This window comes from Sphingopyxis panaciterrulae (assembly GCF_014199295.1).
In the GTDB taxonomy this organism is placed as follows: domain Bacteria; phylum Pseudomonadota; class Alphaproteobacteria; order Sphingomonadales; family Sphingomonadaceae; genus Sphingopyxis; species Sphingopyxis panaciterrulae.
This window is the reverse complement of sequence record NZ_JACIJH010000016.1, coordinates 17,986-36,113: the sequence shown is the minus strand read 5'-3', so window position 1 is coordinate 36,113 and position 18,128 is coordinate 17,986. Positions and strand designations below refer to the sequence as shown.

The 18,128-nt window shown below is 67.3% G+C and carries 17 protein-coding genes; 11 read left to right on the top strand and 6 right to left on the bottom strand.

Going from position 1 to position 18,128, the window contains the following annotated elements:
* The first annotated feature begins 280 nt into the window (after window positions 1-280).
* Window positions 281-1,882, top strand: coding sequence for a lysine--tRNA ligase (locus tag FHR21_RS17955; protein ID WP_184100836.1), 1,602 nt, complete (start codon window positions 281-283; stop codon window positions 1,880-1,882).
* 117 nt (window positions 1,883-1,999) lie between these two features.
* The gene (locus FHR21_RS17950; RefSeq protein WP_184100834.1) at window positions 2,000-2,488 is read left to right on the top strand and encodes an asparaginase domain-containing protein; all 489 of its coding nucleotides are present in this window, start codon (window positions 2,000-2,002) and stop codon (window positions 2,486-2,488) included.
* 3 nt (window positions 2,489-2,491) lie between these two features.
* Here FHR21_RS17950 and FHR21_RS17945 read toward each other — a convergent pair whose 3' ends face one another.
* Window positions 2,492-3,778: an SPOR domain-containing protein gene (locus FHR21_RS17945; protein WP_184100832.1), complete on the bottom strand. Its 1,287-nt coding sequence runs from the start codon at window positions 3,776-3,778 to the stop codon at window positions 2,492-2,494.
* Window positions 3,779-4,039: 261 nt separating this feature from the next.
* Between FHR21_RS17945 and FHR21_RS17940 the strand changes: the two genes are divergently transcribed.
* From FHR21_RS17940 to FHR21_RS17920, 5 genes are all read left to right on the top strand, one after another.
* A complete protein-coding gene (locus FHR21_RS17940) occupies window positions 4,040-4,762 on the top strand; it encodes an AAA family ATPase (RefSeq protein ID WP_184100830.1) in 723 nt (240 codons plus the stop codon).
* A gap of 17 nt (window positions 4,763-4,779) precedes the next feature.
* Window positions 4,780-5,421 (top strand): hypothetical protein, encoded by a 642-nt coding sequence (locus FHR21_RS17935; protein WP_184100828.1) that lies wholly within the window; start codon window positions 4,780-4,782, stop codon window positions 5,419-5,421.
* Between the two features lie 23 nt (window positions 5,422-5,444).
* The gene (locus FHR21_RS17930; RefSeq protein ID WP_184100826.1) at window positions 5,445-6,827 is read left to right on the top strand and encodes an SPOR domain-containing protein; all 1,383 of its coding nucleotides are present in this window, start codon (window positions 5,445-5,447) and stop codon (window positions 6,825-6,827) included.
* A 75-nt stretch (window positions 6,828-6,902) separates the two neighbouring features.
* Window positions 6,903-7,475 (top strand): septal ring lytic transglycosylase RlpA family protein, encoded by a 573-nt coding sequence (locus tag FHR21_RS17925; RefSeq protein WP_184100824.1) that lies wholly within the window; start codon window positions 6,903-6,905, stop codon window positions 7,473-7,475.
* An 11-nt stretch (window positions 7,476-7,486) separates the two neighbouring features.
* Entirely contained in the window at window positions 7,487-7,837 is a 351-nt protein-coding gene (locus tag FHR21_RS17920; protein WP_184100822.1) for a DUF2200 domain-containing protein, read from the top strand.
* A 252-nt stretch (window positions 7,838-8,089) separates the two neighbouring features.
* On the opposite strand, the gene FHR21_RS17915 is transcribed toward FHR21_RS17920, so the two are convergent.
* The 5 genes from FHR21_RS17915 to FHR21_RS17895 form a co-directional block, all read right to left on the bottom strand.
* Complete coding sequence (locus tag FHR21_RS17915) at window positions 8,090-9,304, bottom strand: dihydroorotase (protein ID WP_184100820.1); 1,215 nt, start codon at window positions 9,302-9,304, stop codon at window positions 8,090-8,092.
* The gene (locus FHR21_RS17910; RefSeq protein ID WP_184100818.1) at window positions 9,295-10,290 is read right to left on the bottom strand and encodes an aspartate carbamoyltransferase catalytic subunit; all 996 of its coding nucleotides are present in this window, start codon (window positions 10,288-10,290) and stop codon (window positions 9,295-9,297) included. Before FHR21_RS17910 ends, FHR21_RS17915 begins: the two co-directional genes overlap by 10 nt.
* Before the next feature lie 13 nt (window positions 10,291-10,303).
* On the bottom strand, window positions 10,304-10,621 hold the full coding sequence (locus tag FHR21_RS17905; RefSeq protein ID WP_221235247.1) for a DUF1294 domain-containing protein: 318 nt from the start codon (window positions 10,619-10,621) through the stop codon (window positions 10,304-10,306).
* A gap of 66 nt (window positions 10,622-10,687) precedes the next feature.
* Window positions 10,688-11,146, bottom strand: a complete 459-nt coding sequence (gene ruvX / locus FHR21_RS17900; RefSeq protein ID WP_184100816.1) for a Holliday junction resolvase RuvX — start codon at window positions 11,144-11,146, stop codon at window positions 10,688-10,690.
* 113 nt (window positions 11,147-11,259) lie between these two features.
* A complete protein-coding gene (locus tag FHR21_RS17895; RefSeq protein ID WP_184100814.1) occupies window positions 11,260-12,543 on the bottom strand; it encodes a DUF3089 domain-containing protein in 1,284 nt (427 codons plus the stop codon).
* A 213-nt stretch (window positions 12,544-12,756) separates the two neighbouring features.
* On the opposite strand from FHR21_RS17895, the gene FHR21_RS17890 reads away from it, so the two are divergent.
* The 4 genes from FHR21_RS17890 (at window position 12,757) to gatB (ending at window position 18,105) form a co-directional block, all read left to right on the top strand.
* A complete protein-coding gene (locus FHR21_RS17890) occupies window positions 12,757-14,535 on the top strand; it encodes a DUF4153 domain-containing protein (RefSeq protein ID WP_246427318.1) in 1,779 nt (592 codons plus the stop codon).
* A gap of 69 nt (window positions 14,536-14,604) precedes the next feature.
* Entirely contained in the window at window positions 14,605-14,907 is a 303-nt protein-coding gene (gene gatC / locus FHR21_RS17885) for an Asp-tRNA(Asn)/Glu-tRNA(Gln) amidotransferase subunit GatC (RefSeq protein ID WP_184100812.1), read from the top strand.
* Window positions 14,908-15,022: 115 nt separating this feature from the next.
* Window positions 15,023-16,519 carry an Asp-tRNA(Asn)/Glu-tRNA(Gln) amidotransferase subunit GatA gene (gene gatA, locus FHR21_RS17880; RefSeq protein WP_184100810.1) on the top strand — a complete coding sequence of 499 codons (1,497 nt, stop codon included), beginning with the start codon at window positions 15,023-15,025 and terminating at the stop codon, window positions 16,517-16,519.
* Between the two features lie 119 nt (window positions 16,520-16,638).
* Window positions 16,639-18,105: an Asp-tRNA(Asn)/Glu-tRNA(Gln) amidotransferase subunit GatB gene (gatB, locus tag FHR21_RS17875; protein WP_184100808.1), complete on the top strand. Its 1,467-nt coding sequence runs from the start codon at window positions 16,639-16,641 to the stop codon at window positions 18,103-18,105.
* Window positions 18,106-18,128: the final 23 nt, after the last annotated feature.

Here is an 18,128-nt window from a genome sequence, read left to right as displayed (position 1 = left end):
GGTAAATATTCGGGTAACGATGATGGCTGGCCTCCGTCGTCACGCCGCATGGGGCGATTATCGGCGGCGACGTCATCGCGCTGTGGTGGTGGCGCAGTCTGGATCCGGAAGGCGCAATTCCCTGTCTCGTCACCCCGGATCAAGTCCGGGGTGACGAAGAAGGTAAATCACGCTCCTGCTTTCAAACTGCGTCACGGCTCACGACAGCGGACCTTATCATAAAGTCGCGCGGAATTCCGCCCTTCTTCCCATTGGGCCTTCTTGCCGCTATGGGCGCGCCATGACCGACTTGCATCTTCATCCATCGCTGCGCGAACCCGCGCAAACCTCCAAGGCCTGGCCGTTCGAGGAAGCGCGCAAGCTGGTCAAACGCTATCCCGACGGCAAGCCGGGCGGCGAGGCGATGCTGTTTGAGACCGGCTATGGTCCCTCGGGCCTGCCGCATATCGGCACCTTCAACGAAGTGCTGCGCACGACGATGGTGCGCCGCGCCTATGAGGCGATCACCGGCGGCGCGTCCACGCGGCTCGTCGCGTTCAGTGACGATATGGACGGATTGCGCAAGGTGCCCGACAATGTGCCGAACGGCGACATGCTGCGCGAACATCTGGGCAAGCCGCTGACCGCCATCCCCGATCCGTTCGGCAAATATGAAAGTTTCGCGCATCACAATAATGCGATGCTGCGCGAATTCCTCGACCGCTTCGGATTCGAATATGAATTCGTCAGCTCGACCGAGCGCTACAAGGCGGGCGCCTTCGACGATGCGCTGAAGAATGTCCTGCGTCACAATCAGGATATTCTCGACATCATGCTGCCGACGCTGCGAGCCGAGCGCGCGGCGACCTATTCACCGGTGCTGCCGGTCAGCCCGAAGTCGGGTATCGTGCTCCAGGTGCCGGTGACCGTCGTCGACGCCGACGCCGGGATCGTGTCGTTCGAGGACGAGGGCGAGACGATCACCCACAATATCCTGTCGGGTGGTGCCAAGCTGCAATGGAAGGTCGACTGGGCGATGCGCTGGGTCGCGCTCGGCGTCGACTATGAAATGTATGGCAAGGACCTGACCGACAGCGGCATCCAGTCGGGCAAGATCGCGAAGGCACTCGGCGGGCGCAAGCCCGAGGGGCTGATCTATGAGATGTTCCTCGACGAAAAGGGCGAGAAGATCTCGAAGTCGAAGGGCAATGGCCTCAGCCTCGAACAATGGCTCGACTATGGCAGCGAGGAAAGCCTCGCCTTCTACATCTATCGCGAACCCAAGTCGGCGAAGCAGCTCCACATCGGGGTGATCCCGAAAGCGGTCGACGAATATCTGCAGATGCGCGGCAATTATCCGGCGCAGGAAGCCGACAAGAAGCTCGGCAATCCCGTGCATCATGTCCATGTCGCGCGCGGCGAGGATATGCCGGAAGCGGTGCTGCCGGTCACCTTCGGCCTCCTCCTCAACCTCGTCGGGGTGATGGGCGCCGACGCGTCGAAGGATCAGATCTGGCGCTACCTCGGCCAATATGTCGCGGGCGCGAATGCCGACAGCTATCCCGAGCTCGATCGTCTGATCGACAATGCGATGGCGTATAACCGCGACTTCGTCGCGCCAACCTTGCAGCGCCGCAAGCCGCAGGGCGGCGAGGGCGCGGCCCTGCGCGACCTCGACGACAAGCTCGCGGCGCTCCCCGTCGACGCCTCGGCCGACGATATCCAGAATATCGTGTATGAGATTGGCAAGAACGAAGCTTATGGCTTTGAAAATCTTCGCGATTGGTTCAAGGCGCTCTACGAGACCCTGCTCGGATCGAGCGCGGGCCCGCGCATGGGCAGCTTCATCGCGCTGTTCGGGATCACCAACACGCGGCGGCTGATCGCCGAGGCTTTGGCCTGATATTGTTCGTCATTGCGAGGAGCGAAGCGACGCGGCAATCCAGAGCAGGCGCTGACTCGCTCTGGATTGCTTCGCTTCGCTCGCAATGACGAAGCGAAAACCCGGAAGGTTCATTCCATGATCGACATCTTCACCACCGGCGGAACGATCGACAAGGTCTATTTCGACGCCCTGTCGGAGTTCCAGATCGGCCCCGCGGCGATCCCCGACATGCTGCGCGAGAACAATGTCCACGTCCCGCACCGCGTCACCCAGTTGATGCGCAAGGACAGCCTCGAGCTCGACGATGCCGACCGCGAGGCGATCCGCGCTGCGGTGGCGGCGAGCGATGCGGCGCGCATCCTGGTCACCCACGGCACCGACACGATGGTCGTCACCGGGCGCCTGCTCGCCGCGATCCCGGGCAAGACGATCGTGATAACCGGGGCGATGCAGCCTGCGTCGGTGCGCGCCAGCGACGCCGAATTCAACGTCGGCTTCGCGCTTGCGGCGGTTCAGACGCTGCCCGCGGGTGTCTATATCGCGATGAATGGCCTGCTGTTCGATCCCGCGACGACGGTGAAGGACCGCGCCGGCGCGCGCTTCGTCGCCGCGGGATCGGAATAGGGTTTAGCGGTCGATCACCAGGCAGGACTGCCCGCCCTGCTTCATCGTCGCGCAAAAACTTTGCGCCTCGGCCTTGCTGGCGAAGCCGCCGGCCTGAAGGCGGGTGAGTTTGGCGCTCTTGACCAGATAGGGCTGGCGTGCCGCGAGCTTCGGATATTTCTTTTCGAGGCTCTTCCACAGCTTGCGGGCATTGCCGTCGACTGCGAAGGCGCCGAGCTGCGCGCGCCACGGGCTGGCGGCGGCGGGCGTCGAGGGCATCGGCGCGGCGCCGGCGTGCACCACGGGCGCCGCGGGGGCGGGCGCCGGAACCGGTTTGGCCGGGCGCGGCGCGACGGGGGCAGCCTTGGGCGGCAGCGGGCCGCTTTCGGGCGGCGGGGCATAGCTGGTGCCGGGCGTCACCGGCTGCGCCGGCACCTCGGCAACCGGTTCGGCCGCGACGGCCACCGCGGTATCGGCGGCGGCGGTCGCTTCGGCTGCTGCAGCGGCCGCCTGCTGAGCGGCGGGTGAGGGCAGCGCCTTGGGCGGTGCGGCGGGAGCCGGAACCGGCGCGGCAGGTGCGGGCGCCGGAGCCGGCGTCGGCACGATCACCGGCGGCGGCGCATAGGTTGCGGCCGGGACCGAGGCTGGCAGGCTGGCGGTCTGGATCGGCGAGGGTTTCGGCTTGGCGGGCGCCGTCGGCGCGCCGGCGCTCACCGCCGAGAGCCGCGTCTGCGTCTCGCTCTTTTCCATCGCGGGCAGCATGGCGAGTCCGCGCTGCCGCTGTTCGAGCGGGATGAGCTGGTCGAGCTGCGCGAGCCGCGCCGAGGCGAGTTGCAGACCGGCATCGCTGGCCCGCTTGGTCAGCGCATAGGCAAGCGGCCAGTCCTCTTCGGCCAGGTCGCCGTTGAAATGCGCGGTGCCGAGGACATATTGCGCTCGCGGTTCGCCGCGTGCGGCCGAATGCTCGATATAGGGCATGGCCTCCTGCCGGCGGCCGGCCGTGAACAGGACGAGGCCCAGATTGTCCTCGGCCTGCAGATGGCCCTGCTTTGCTGCGCGGCGATACCAGGCTTCGGCCTGGCCGAGATCGCTCGGGACGCCGCGGCCCAGCTTGTACGCCTGACCGAGGTTGAACTGCGCATCGGCGTCGCCGGCGATGGCGAGCGGGCGCCATTCGGCGACGGCCGCCTGATAGTCGCCGCGCTGCCACGCCTCGACTCCCGACTTCACGTCGGCATGGGCGGGCGCGGCGGCCAGCGTCGCCGCGGCGAGCGGCAGCGCCAGCAGGGCGGCTATACGGATGGATCGCATCGAAACTCTCTCCAATGACCTGATGTCGCCCCGGCGAGCGACCAGTCCCCGGGCAGCGCCTAACCCGAAATGGCTAACACCCCGTTAGCGAGAAACGCGGAAAAGCCGCTTTTGATCCGATCTGGCACAGAAGTGCATCAGCGCCATATTAACCCTGTTCGGGAACGAAGCGTTCACCGTCATTTTGTCATCGTTAACCCAATTTTAGCGCCCCCCGTGCCATTTCGACGCCCGATAGTGGATTTTCCGAGGGGGACCGTCGTGCGCGTTTTGGCATTGGCTTCACAGAAAGGCGGGTCGGGCAAGACGACCTTGTCGGGCCATCTGGCCGTTCAAGCCCAGCTTTCGGGCGCCGGCCCGGTCGTCCTCATCGACATCGACCCGCAGGGTTCGCTCGCCGACTGGTGGAACGAGCGCGAAACCGACCTGCCGGCGTTCGCCCAGACCACCGTCGCGCGGCTCGCCTCCGACCTCGAAATCCTGCGCCAGCAGGGCTTCAAGCTCGCGGTGATCGACACCCCGCCGGCGATCACCATGGCGATCCAGAGCGTGATCGGCGTCGCCGAACTGATCGTTGTCCCGACGCGTCCCAGCCCGCACGACCTGCGCGCCGTCGGCGCGACCGTCGACCTGTGCGAGCGCGCCGGCAAGCCGCTCGTCTTCGTCGTCAACGCCGCTACCCCCAAGGCGAAGATCACCAGCGAGGCCGCGGTCGCGCTGTCGCAGCACGGCACCGTGGCGCCGGTCACGCTGCACCACCGGACCGATTATGCCGCATCGATGATCGACGGCCGCACGGTGATGGAGGTCGACCCGAACGGCCGCTCGGCCGACGAGATCCGGCAACTCTGGACCTATATGAACGACCGGCTCGAAAAGAATTTCCGCCGCACGATCTTCGCCGCGCCGATCCCCACCCAGGGCAATTACGGCGCCGTTCGTCCGATGGGCGGAGGCTTCGGCCGCCGTATCGCCGGTCAGTGAAGGGGGAGGGTAGTATCATGGGCGAACCCAAACCTCTCGCATCGCTGAGCGCTGGCCTGCTTGCCCGCAAGGGCGCGGCGCGGCCCGCCATGCGCCGCCAGCCGCTCGGCAGCGGTCCCGGACCGCTCGTCGGCACCGGCTATGACGATCTCGGCTGGAACGACATGGGCTATGACGTCGATCCCGATCCGTCGGGCGAGCCGGCGCACATGGTCGACCTGAAGCCGCTGCTCACCGGATCGGTGCTCGCGCACAATGTCGAGGCCGAGCAGGCGGTCGAGGACAGCGCAGTCGAGCCCGCGGCCGAAACGCTCGTTCCGGTCGACGAAGCAGACAGCTTCGAGGCCGAGGTGCCCGAAGTCGTGCGCCAGCAGGAAGATCTCGCCGACCGCGTCGCTGCGGTGGCGCGTGCGGTCGAAGCGCGCCCCAAGCCCAGGGCAAAGGCGCCGCGAGGCCAGCGCGCCCGCGACAAGGCGGCCTTCACCCTGCGCCTCGATGCCGAACGCCATCTGCGCCTCCGCCTTGCGAGCGCGGTGACGGCGCGGTCGGCGCAGACGATCCTGACCGAATTGCTCGACGACTATCTGGCCTCGCTGCCCGAAATCGACGCGATGGCGAGCCGCCTGCCGGCGGCGCGTCCCGCGCGGCGGGCAAGCTGAGTTTTCAAGAGGGGGGACCGACAATGAACCGCACGCTGCTCGGCAAGCTGGCCGTTTCGGGTTTCGTCATCGGCGTCACCATGACCGGCTGCAGCATGAACAAGATGGCGAACGCGCCGTCCGACTATCTCGGCAAGCCGCAGACCGCCGCCAAATCGGCCCATGACGCGCGCGATGCGCTCGAAGCGGGCAAGGTCAGCAAGGCGGTGCGCCTCGCCGAACAGGCCGTTGCGGCGAGCCCGCGCGATGGCAGCTATCGCGCATTGCTCGGCCAGGCCTATCTGAACGACGGCCGCTTCGCTTCCGCTACCGCCGCGCTCGGTGAGGCGATGGATTTGGGCGTGAAGGACAGCAACACGGTCATCGCGCTGACCCTCGCGCATATCGCGCAGGGGCAGAAGAGCGAGGCGCTGGCGTTGCTCCACGACTATCGCGAAGTCGTTCCGGCCTCCGACGCCGGGTTGGCGCTCGCGCTGTCGGGCGACAGCGAAGCGGCGATCTATATCCTGACCGGCGCGGCGCGCCAGAAGGGCGCCGACGCCCGCACGCGGCAGAATCTGGCGCTCGCGCTCGCTCTCTCGGGCCGCTGGGCGCAGGCGCGTATCGTCGCGTCGCAGGATTTGCCGCTCGACAAGCTCGAAGGCCGCATGGCCGAATGGTCGAAGCTTGCCGAACAGCCGAACCAGCAGATCCGCGTCGCCAGCCTGATCGGCACCGAGGCGCAGACCGACGCCGGCATGCCGATCCGTCTCGCGCTGGCCAATTTCCCGGCCGACACGCAGATGGCCGCGGTCGCTGCGCCGGTGCGGACCGCCAGCGCCGATCCGGCGCCGGTCGAAAGCTTCGCGCCGCCGCCGCCGGTGCTCGCGAGCGCCGACAGCATGATCCGCACCGTCGAACTGCCGATGCCTCAGCGCAATGCCAATGGCGTCGTCCCGGTGACGGAGCTGCCGTCTCCGGCGCCCGCGCCGCTGATCAAGGCCGACGCCGCAAGCTATCGTCATGCGCCGCGCGTTGCCAGCGAAGCCACCCGTCCCGCGCAGCGCGAGGCGACCGAACTCGTCCGGCACCTGGTTCCGCAACGCTTCGATTCGGCGCGGCCGAGCGGCTGGGCGGTGCAACTCGGCGCCTATGACAGCCTGGCGATCGCCAAGGAAAAATGGGGCGTGCTCAAGACCCGCAACGACGTCCTCGCCGCCTTTCCGGCGTCGAGCCACGCCGCGACGGTGAACGGTCGCACCTTCTATCGCCTGACCGCCAACGGCCTGAAGAGCCGCGCCGACGCGATGAAGCTGTGCGGCGAGCTCAAGGCGGCCGGCCAGCGCTGCTTCGTTCGCGAAATGGGCGGCAGCGAAGCGATCCGTTGGGCCGCCGCGCCCAAGCCGGTGCAGTTCGCCTCGCGCTGAAACCTTCGCCGCGCCCCCTCCTTTTTGCGACGAACGGGGCTTCCGGCCGGCGCCCTGACGATTTAGGGTCCGCCCATGCAGGGGGTTCCGACAATCCGGACGGCAGGCGTCGCGGCGATGGCGCTGCTGCTATCGGCCTGCGCCGGCGGCGGCGATTTCCGGCCGGTTCGCGATACGCCGGTGCGGATCGGCAAACCGTACACCGTTCGCGGCGCCACCTATGTCCCCGCCGCCGCGCCCGCCTATGACGCGCTCGGCTATGCGAGCTGGTATGGTAGCGAGTCGGGGAACCAGACCGCCAATGGCGAGAAATTCCGTCCCGGCTGGATCACCGCCGCGCACCGGACGCTGCCGCTGCCCACCTATGTCGAGGTGACGGCGCTCGATACCGGACGCCGGATCATCGTGCGCGTCAACGACCGCGGTCCCTTCGCGGGCGGCGGGCGCATCCTCGACCTGTCGAAGGGCGCAGCCGAGGAACTCGGCATTCGCGCCAAGGGCATCGCGCCGGTGCGTGTGCGCCGCGTCGAGCCATCGGAAAAGGACCGCAAGCGCCTGCGCGAAGGCAAGCCCGCATCCGGCCTGTCGCCGTTGCCGCCGCGTGAACTCCAGCCGTTGCGCGCGCGACTGTCTGCCGGGGGGCGGTAAGGAGAGGGAGCATGACGAGGCATCGCATCTATTCGATCGCCGTCGCGAGCGTCTATCCCCACTATGTTGTCAAGGCGGAGAAGAAGGGTCGCACGAAGGCGGAGGTCGACGAGATCATGTGTTGGCTGACCGGCCACAGCCAGGCGTCGCTCGATGCCGCGCTGGCGAAAGGCACGAATTTCGAGGATTTCTTTGCGCAGGCGCCAGCGCTCAACCCGGCTCGTTCGGCGGTGACCGGCGTGGTCTGCGGCGTCCGGGTGGAGACGATCGATGACCCGCTGATGCGCGAAATCCGCATCCTCGACAAGATGATCGACGAACTCGCCAAGGGGAGGGCGATGGAGAAGATTTTACGGTCGTAGCGGTGCGCAAGCGCGGGATGGCTTGAAGCGGCCCCCTGTGTCCGTTCGTGTCGAGCGAAGTCGAGACACGAACGGGCGAAGATGTCCCGCTCTATAGCATCATGCATCAAATCTGAACCGTTCGCCCCCCGCCTTCGCGGGGGCGGGCTCTGAGCTTGTCGAAGGGCCGTTCTTTCTTCAGGTGCCGCAAGAAGAAGGACGGTGCTTCGACAAGCTCAGCACGAACGGAAGAAAGGGTTATAGCTCGCCGCTCTAGCGAATCCGCTGGCCGCCCTTCCACAGCATCGTCGCGCGGCCCTGCACCGGCATGCCGTCGAAGGGCGTGTTGCCCGCCCATGCCGCCATCTTCTTCGCATCGACCTGCCACGGCGTTCCCTCGTCGATCAGGATCAGGTCGGCCTCCAGCCCCACAGCGAGCCTGCCCGCGTCGAGACCGAGCAGCCTGGCCGGATTGGCGGCGAGCAGGTCGAAGAGGCGCGCCGCCGTCACATGTCCGTCGCGGACGAGCTGCAACCCCATCGCAAGCAGGGTCTCGGCCCCCGCCATGCCCGGCAGCGCCTCGGCGAAGGGCAGGCGCTTGTCCTCCGGCCCGCGTGGGTCGTGGCCCGAGGCGAGGACGTCGATCGTCCCGTCGGCGACAGCGGCGAGGCAGGCGTGGCGGTCGTCCTCCGACCGGAGCGGCGGCGACAGGCGCGCGAACGTACGGAAATCGCCGATTGCGGTGTCGGAGAGGAACAGGTGCGCCGGCGTGATGCCGCAGGTGACGGGAAAGCCTCTGGCCTTGGCCTCGCGGACCAGACCGAGCGCGCGCGCCGTCGTGAGCTGGCGAAAATGCAGCGCCGCGCCGGTTTCCTCGACCAGGCAAAGGTCGCGCGCGACCGCCATCGCCTCGGCGATCGCGGGGGCGGAGGACAGGCCGAGCCGCGTCGCCATTTCGCCGTCGGTCGCGACCGCGCCGTGGGTCAGTCCTTCGTCCTCAGCGTGCGCGATGACGGTCAGACCGAGCGACGCCGCATAGGCCAGCACGCGGCGCATCACGCCCGCGTCGGCGATCCGCGCCCGCCCGGTCGCGACGGCGCGCGCGCCCGCGCCTTTCATCAGCCCGATCTCGGCCAGTTCGCGGCCCTCCAGCCCCTTTGTCGCGGCGGCGAGCGGGTGGACCCACAGGCCTGGCTTGCCGCCCTTCGCCGCCCTCTCGACGAGACCGGGGTTGTCGAGAGGACCGCCGTCGGGCATCAGCGCGGCGCGCGTGATGCCGCCGAAATGGAAAGCGGGCTTGTCGGTCGCGAAGACGCCGAGGTCGATGATGCCCGGGGCGAGCCACTGGCCCTTCGCATCAATCCGCTCTGCGCCCTCGGGCGCCTCGGCGGGGTTCAGCGCCGCGATGCGGCCGTCCACGGCGAGCAGGCGGCCCGTCTCGCCGCCGAGCAGGCGGGTATTCTCGATCAGCAGGGGTTTCAGTTCCATCCCGGCACCTTCCGCGTCCGGCGGGTCAGGATGTCGAGGCACGCCATGCGCACCGCGACCCCCATTTCGACCTGTTCGGTGATCGTCGAACGCGCCGGGTCGTCGGCGACGCTGCTGTCGATCTCCACCCCGCGGTTCATCGGACCGGGGTGCATGACGATGGCATCGGGTTTGGCCTTTTCGAGCCGCTGCGGCGTGAGACCGTAGAGCGCGTGATATTCGCGCGCCGAGGGGAGGTAGGCGCCGTCCATCCGTTCGTTCTGGAGGCGGAGCATCATCACGACGTCGGCACCCGCGATCCCCTCGTCCATGTCGGTGAAGGTCGCCACGTGCATCCGCTCCATCGCGGGCGGGATCAGGGTCGGCGGCGCGACGACGCGCACCTCGTTGCCGAGCAGGGTCAGCGCGAGGATGTTCGAGCGCGCGACACGGCTGTGGAGCACGTCGCCGCAGATCGCGATGGTGAGGCCTTCGACCTTGCCGAGGCGGCGGCGGATGGTCAGCGCGTCGAGCAGCGCCTGAGTCGGATGCTCGTGACGGCCGTCGCCCGCGTTGAGCACGGGGCAGTCGACCTTGTCGGCGATGAGTTGCACCGCGCCCGAGGCCGAATGGCGGATGACGATCGCGTCGGCGCGCATCGCGTTCAGCGTCATCGCGGTGTCGATCAGCGTTTCGCCCTTCTTCACGCTCGACTGCGCGGCGTGCATGTTGACGACGTCGGCGCCGAGCCGCTTGCCCGCGATCTCGAAGGAGAGGAGCGTGCGGGTCGAATTTTCGAAAAAGGCGTTGATGATGGTCAGTCCGGCGAGCGCATCGTCATGCTTGGCCGCGCCCGAACGATTGAGGTCGACCCACTGCTCGGCGGCATCGAGGATGTAGGAAATTTCCCACGGGGTGAGCTGCGCGATGCCGGTCAGATGGCGATGGCGAAAGGCATCGCCGCCGGGCGGATAGTCGCTGGCGGGTCGGGTGGTTGCGTTTGTCATTAAAGGGCAGCGTCTAGGCGGCTGCGGTGATTTTCGCAAGCGTCGAGACGAGGAGCGGCTCCAATATTCCGAGCGCCCAAAGGACAAGCAGGATGATGTCGGTCCAGAGCCAGATCAGCATCCAGGTCGCGAAGGGCTGCTTGCGCGTCTTGTGGCGGACGATGCGCGCGGCGAGAACGGTGCCGAAGGCGCCGCCGAGGAAGGCCCAGAGGAGAAGGGTGGATTCGGGCGTGCGGCGCATGCCCGCCTCGGCATATCGCTTGTCGAGAACCATCTGGACGAACGCCATCATGTTCGCGGCGACCAGCCAGTAGAGGATATATTCGGCCATTGCGGATCGCGTAGGGGCAAAAGGTTAAAACCGGCCTTTGCCTTGCGCGTTCGGGCCCGGGTTCGATCACCGCACCAGCGCGTCGATCGCGCCTTGCAGGATGAAGGCCGCCGCGGCGCTGTCGACGCGTTCGGCACGCTTGGCGCGGCTGACGTCGGCGGCGATCATCGCACGCTCGACCGCGGCGGTCGACCAGCGCTCGTCCCACAGCAGGACGGGGAGGGCGAGGGGGGCGAGGTTGCGGGCGAAAGCGCGGGTGCTTTGGGTCCGTGGGCTGTCGCTGCCGTCCATGTTGAGCGGCAGGCCAACGACGAGGCCGACGACGGACTGCGCGGTGACGAGCTGGCGCAATGCTTCGAGATCGGCGGCGAATTTCCTGCGGAGGATTGTCTTGTCGGGGGTCGCGAAGCTCCACCCTGCGTCGCAGAGCGCCACGCCGATCGTCTTGGTGCCGACGTCGAGTCCCGCAAGGCGGCCGCCATCGGGGAGCGCTGCGGCGAAATCGGGGGCGGCGGTGGCGATCATCCTCGCCCCTTAGCCGTCATTGCGAGCGAAGCGAAGCAATCTCCAGCGGGCAACGGCGCGCAAGGCTGATGGCTGGAGATTGCCGCGTCGCTTCGCTCCTCGCAATGACGATCTCAGGACTTGGGCGTTGCGGCGTCCGACGCGGGCGTCGCCACCGGCGCTGCCGGCGGCGGGACCGGCGACGGCTTCCCTTCGAAGGTCGCCAGCCGCCGCAGCACGTCGGCGCGGACGTTCGCCCAGAAGAGGGTGATGTCGAAGACGTGATAATTATTGCCCGGCAGGACATAGCCGGGCGCGAATTGCTTCACCGCCTCGGCTTCGCCGATCATCAGGAAACCGCGCGCATCGTCGCATTTCGCGCCCACCTTGCCGGCGACCAGTTGTCCCGCCTTGAAGCCGCCCTCGGGCTTCAGCGTACCGATATTGGTCTCGGCCGGCGCCTCGGTGTCGGGAATGCCGGTGATCGGATTGGTGCAGAGCATCCGCGTCTCGCGGCGCGGGCGGCCGTCATAACCGATCGTGCCGTCATAGGCCTCGGTGACCATCGACGTGTCGGCGGGCTCGGCGAAGCTCGCCCAACTCAGGATGCAGTTGGCCTGTTCGGGCGTCTCGCAGGCGGGCAGGTCGAGTGCGGCGAGGTCGGTGTCGCGGCTGATCGGCCAGCCGACGACATAGGCCGCGACGATACGCTTCGCGAGCGGGGTGCCGGCGATGCGGTTCTTGATGAGCGTTTCGATATGCAGCGCGCCCTGGCTGTGGCCGGCGAGGATGATCGGCCGGTTCTTCGGCTGCGCGGCGAGGAAGGCGTCGAACGCCTGCTCGACATCGCGATAGGCGGCGTCGATCGCCTTGCCCGCGGTGACCCGGTCGGTGGCGAGGAAGGCGCCGAGCGTCGCCTGGCGATAGCGCGGCGCCCAGACCTCGCCCGCGTCGGCAAAGGCGCTCGCCATGCCGCGCATGAACAGGTCGGCGCGATAATTGGCGTCGGCGTCGTCGAGCGGGGCGTTCCAGCTCGACTTGCTGTAATAGCTGGTCGGGTGGACGAAGAAGATCGCGGCGTCGCCCTTTTCGATCGCGGGGGCCTCGGCCGATTGCGCGGCGTTGGCGGGCGGGATCAGTTGATCGTGCGACTGCGCCTCGGCACTGTCGGCCGGCGGTGCGGGCGTACCGGCTGGTTGGGGCCGCCACGCCGACGGATCGCCCTCGAGCCCCGGGCGCGCGAGCCACATCTTTGCATCGTCATAGGCATTGGACGCGATCGCCGCCTGCGGCTCGAACTCGGTCGATGGCACGAAGGCGACGCGGCCGAACCAGCCGGGCGCGAGCTGATAGGCGATGCCGACGCCGAGGACGAGGAGGATGATCGCGGCGATGAGGTAAAGGAATTTGCGGGCCAAGCGGGGCTCCATGCGGGGGGAGAGAAAAGGAGGGTCGAGCTATTTATCCGTTCGCCCTGAGCTTGTCGAAGGGCCGTTCTTTTCTTCGGGCGTCGCAAGAAAGGACGATGCTTCGACAAGCTCAGCACGAACGGGCTGAAAGGATCGCGCGTCGATTTCGCGCTCCCGCTATCTGGCTTGCGCATGCACCCGAAACAAGCCCAGATGTGGGGCATGACCGACACGCCCGCAACTCCGCCCGCCCCCGAGTCGCCCCGGCCCGTCTCGGCCCGCCTCGACGATATGGATGCGCCCTGGCCGCTGCGGCCGTGGGTCATGGCCGCGATCTGCGTGGTCGCCGGGCTGATCTTCCACCTCTTGATCGACCGGCCCTACGATGCGCCGGACGTCGCCTGGCGCGACGCGCTGGCGGCCTTCGTCGCTATTTCGGCGGTGGTGTTCGTGCTCGGGGTCGAGCTTCGCCGCTGGCACTGGGCGGCGGGCTTTGCGTTGCTCTGGGGCGCGGTGATGGGGCTGATCGTCTGGCATTCGGCGGGCTACAACCTCAATGGATCGCCGATCGAATGGCCCTTCTGGTCGGGGATTCTTGCGGTACTCGTCGCGACGCCCCTGTTCCAGACGCGGCGCGACGTCGCGCCCGACGCGCGGTTCTGGCGGCTGTGGCAGATGCCCTATGCGCGGCTGCACAGCCATGCGTGGACCGACGCGGTGATCGGCGCCGCGGGCCTCGCCTTCGTCGGCGTGACCTTCTTGCTCGTCACGCTGATCGGGGAGATGTTCCACCTGATCGGGATCGAGCTGATCCGCGATCTGCTGCGCGGCGAATGGTTCGGCTGGATGCTCGCGGGAGCGGCGTTCGGCGGCAGCGTCGGCCTGCTGCGCGAGCGCGACCGGCTGGTTTCGACGCTGCAGCGGTTGGTGATGATCGTGCTCGCGGTGCTCGCGCCGGTGCTGGCGGCGGCGCTGCTGCTGTTCCTGCTGTCGCTGCTCGGCACCGGGCTGCAGAAACTGTGGGATGCCGGCTTCTCGACCGCCGGGCTGATGCTCGGGGTCGCGGCCTTCGCGGTGCTGCTCGCCAATGCGGTGATCGGCAATGGGGCGGAAGATCGCTCGGCGAACCGGGTGCTGCGCGCCGCGGCGGCGGTGCTGGCGGTCGCAGTGCTGCCGCTCGCGATCATCGCTGCGGTGTCGATGGGCCTGCGGATCGGGCAATATGGCTGGACGCCCGAGCGCATCTGGGGCGTGATCGCCGTCGGTGTGGCGCTCGCGTACGGTCTTGCCGGGCTGTGGGCCGTCGCGAAGGAGCGGGGGGCGTTCGATGATCGGCTCCGCCCGCTTCAGCAAAGACTTGCGATCGCCCTGATGCTGCTCGCGGCCTTCCTTGCGTTGCCGGTCCTCGATTTCGGCACCATCTCGACCCGCGACCAGCTCGCGCGGCTGGAAAGCGGGGCGGTGAAGGTCGAGAAATTCGACTGGGCGGCGCTGGCTTTCGATTTCGGGCCGAGCGGGCGCAAGGCGCTGGCCGAGCTGGCGCGGTCGCCGCGGCCGGAGCGGGCGAATCTGGCGAAATGGGCACTGGCGGCGAAGAATCGCTGGGATCTGCACGATTCGGGCGACGGCATCGACGCGAAGGAAGCCGCCTTCGCTGCGAAGATGATTCGGGACCGGGTGCGCGTGTTGCCGGCGGACAAGGCGCTCCCGGACGAGGTCTACGCGCTGATCGACCGGCGTGGGGCCTGCCGCACCGCGATGTGCGTCGCCTATGTCCTGGCCGATGATCGTGTAGCGCTGGTTTCGCAGGTGTCCGGCATCGGCTTCTTTGCGCATAATCCGAAAAGCGGCGACTGGGCCGATGATTATCGGACGACGCGCCCCGCACGACAACCCGGCGATTCGGCCGCCGACCTCGCAACCGCGACGGTCGAGGTGCGGCCGGTGACGCAGCGGCAATTCTTCGTCGATGGGAAGCCGGCGGGCGAACCGTTCGAATAGGGTGCGCCCGCTTGATGCGGTCGCGGCGCGGTGCTAGCGGCGCAGCTTCTCCCGCAAAGGCAGGACTCAATGGCAATCGATCAGGCAACGGTAAGGAAAATCGCGTCGCTGGCGCGCATCGCGATCAGCGATGCGGAAGCCACCGCGATGGAAGGCGAATTGAACGGTATCCTCGGCTGGGTCGAGCAACTCGGCGAGGTCGACGTGACCGGGGTCGAGCCGATGACCGCGGTGATCCCCAACACGCTGCGGTTGCGCGACGATGTCGTCGACGCCGACCCGCTGACCGGCGGCAACCGCCGCGACGATGTGCTGGCGAACGCGCCCGAGCCGCAGCACGGCTTCTTCGGCGTGCCCAAGGTGATCGAATGATGGCTGACGCTATCCTCTCAGCCGTTCGTCCTGAGCTTGTCGAAGGACTGTCCTACTTCGACGCCAGCAAGGAAAGAACGGTGCTTCGACAAGCTCAGCACGAACGGGTTTTAGCATGACTGATTTGACCAATCTCACCGTCGCGCAGATCCGCGACGGCCACCGCGCGGGCGATTTCAGCGCCGTCGAGGTCGCCGAGGCGTTCAACGCCAATGTCGCGGGCGCGAAGGCGCTCAACGCCTTCATCGTCGAGACCCCCGAGCATGCGCTTGCCGCCGCGAAACAGGCCGATGCCGACCGCGCCGCCGGAACGCTGAAGCCGCTGTCGGGCGTGCCGATCGGCATGAAGGACCTGTTCGCGACCAACGGTGTCCAGACGACCGCCGCGAGCCATATGCTCGAAGGCTTCGTGCCGCGCTATGAATCGACCGTCTCGCAGAAACTGTGGGACGCGGGCGCTGGGATGCTGGGGAAGCTGAACCTCGACCAGTTCGCGATGGGGTCGTCGAACGAGACCAGCTATTTCGGCAACGTGATCTCGCCTTGGCGCCGCAAGGACGGCGGCCCAAATCTTAAAGAGGGGGCCGCGCTCGCGCCCGGCGGGTCCTCGGGCGGGTCTTCGGCGGCGATCGCGGCGCGGCTCTGCCCCGCGGCGACGGGGACCGACACTGGCGGCTCGATCCGCCAGCCCGCGGCCTTCACCGGCATTTCGGGGATCAAGCCGACCTATGGCCGCTGCTCGCGCTGGGGCATCGTGGCGTTCGCCAGTTCGCTCGACCAGGCGGGGCCGATGGCGCGTGACGTCCGCGACTGCGCGATCATGCTGCAAAATATGGCGGGGTTCGATGCCAAGGACGCGACGAGCCTCGACCTGCCGGTGCCCGATTGGGAAGCGGCTTTGTCGGGCGATCTCAAGGGCAAGAAGGTCGGCATTCCCAGGGAATATCGCCTCGACGGCATCGACCCCGACATCGACGCGATGTGGGATGCGGGAATCGCGATGCTCAAGGATGCGGGGGCCGAGGTCGTCGAGATCAGCCTGCCGCACACCAAATATGCGCTGCCGGCCTATTATATCATCGCGCCCGCCGAAGCCTCGTCGAACCTCGCGCGCTATGACGGCGTGCGTTATGGCCTCCGCGACCTGCCGCAGGGCGCGGGGCTGCAGGACATGTACGCTGCGACGCGCGCCGAGGGCTTCGGACCCGAGGTCAAGCGCCGCATCATGATCGGCACCTATGTGCTGTCGGCGGGCTTCTACGACGCCTATTACACGCAGGCGCAGAAGGTGCGGGCGCTGATTTCGCGCGATTTCACCGCGGCGTTCGAGACATGCGACGTGATCCTCGCGCCGACCGCGCCGTCGGCGGCGTTCGGGCTCGGCGAAAAGACCGCCGATCCGCTGGCCATGTATCTGAACGACGTGTTCGCGGTGCCCGCAAGCCTCGCGGGCCTGCCCGCCATGTCGGTCCCCGCGGCGCTGAATCGCGAAGAGCTGCCGCTGGGCTTGCAGATCATCGGCAAGGCCTTCGACGAGCAGGGCGTGTTGAACGCCGGGCTGGCCATTGAAGAGCGGGCCAGCTTCACGGCACGGGCGGAGAAGTGGTGGTAGGGTTCTCACTCCGTTTGCCCTGACCCCGGATCAAGTCCGGGGGAAGGGCCGTACTTTCTATCCGACGCTTGAAGAAGGGCGGCCCTTCGACAAGCTCAGGACGAACGGAATTTAGGGTAATGAGCAATTACACGATCAAGGGCGAAACCGGCGAGTGGGAGGTCGTGATCGGCCTTGAGGTCCACGCACAGGTTACCTCCAACGCCAAGCTGTTCTCGGGCGCCGCCACGGCGTTCGGGGCCGAGCCGAACACGCAGGTGTCGCTGGTCGATGCCGCGATGCCGGGGATGCTGCCGGTGCCGAACCGCGAGTGCATCCGCCAGGCGGTGCGTACCGGCATGGCGATCGACGCGCAGATCAACAAATGGTCGCGCTTCGACCGCAAGAATTATTTCTATGCCGATCTACCGCAGGGTTACCAGATTTCGCAGCTTTATCATCCGCTTGTCGGTGAAGGTTCGCTGACGATCGAGGCGGACGAGAAGGCTGGGATCGCCGAAGCGAAACGCATCGGGATCGAGCGCATCCATGTCGAGCAGGACGCCGGCAAGCTGATGCACGACCAGCATCCGACCATGTCCTACGTCGACCTCAACCGCTCGGGCGTCGCGCTGATGGAGATCGTGTCGAAGCCCGACATGCGCTCGCCCGCCGAGGCCGGCGCCTATGTGCGCAAGCTGCGCGCGATCCTGCGCTATGTCGGATCGTGCGATGGCAATATGGAAGAGGGCTCGATGCGCGCCGACGTGAACGTCAGCGTGCGCAAGCCGGGCGACGCGTTCGGCACGCGCACCGAGACGAAAAACGTCAATTCGGTGCGCTTCGTGATGGCGGTGATCGAGGGCGAGGCGAAGCGCCAGGTCGCGCTCATCGAAAGCGGCGGTACGGTGGTACAGGAAACGCGCCTCTACGACCCCGACCGGAACGAGACGCGCTCGATGCGGTCGAAGGAAGACGCGCATGATTACCGCTATTTCCCCGATCCCGACCTGTTGCCGCTCGAACTCGACGACGCCTTCCTCGACGAATGCCGCGCGAGCCTGCCCGAACTGCCCGACGCCAAGCGCGCGCGCTACATCGGCGAAGGCATTTCGGCCTATAACGCCGATGTGCTGACCGCCGAGGTCGAGGCGGCGCGCTGGTTCGACGCGCTGCTCGAAGCGGGCGCGAAGCCGGTCGCGGCGGCGAACTGGGTGACGAGCGAATTGTTCGGCGCGCTCAACCGGCTCGGCAAGGATATTTCGGAGTCGCCGGTGAGCCCGGCGCAGGCCGCCGAGTTGCTCGGACTCGTCGCTGACGGCACGATTTCGGGCAGCATCGCCAAGCAGGTGTTCGAAAAGATGCTCGAGAGCGGCGACGGGGCCGCGGCGATCGTCGACCGTGATGGCCTCAAGCAGACGAGCGACACCGGCGCGATCGAAGCCGAGATTGCCAAGGTTCTTTCCGCCAATGCCGACAAGGTCGCGCAGTATAAGGGCGGCAAGGAAGCGCTGTTCGGCTTCTTCGTCGGCCAGACGATGAAGGCGATGCAGGGCAAGGCCAATCCGCAGGTGGTGAACGAACTGCTGAAGAAGGCGCTCGGCTGAGCCGCAGCGCGGCGGCGCGTGCT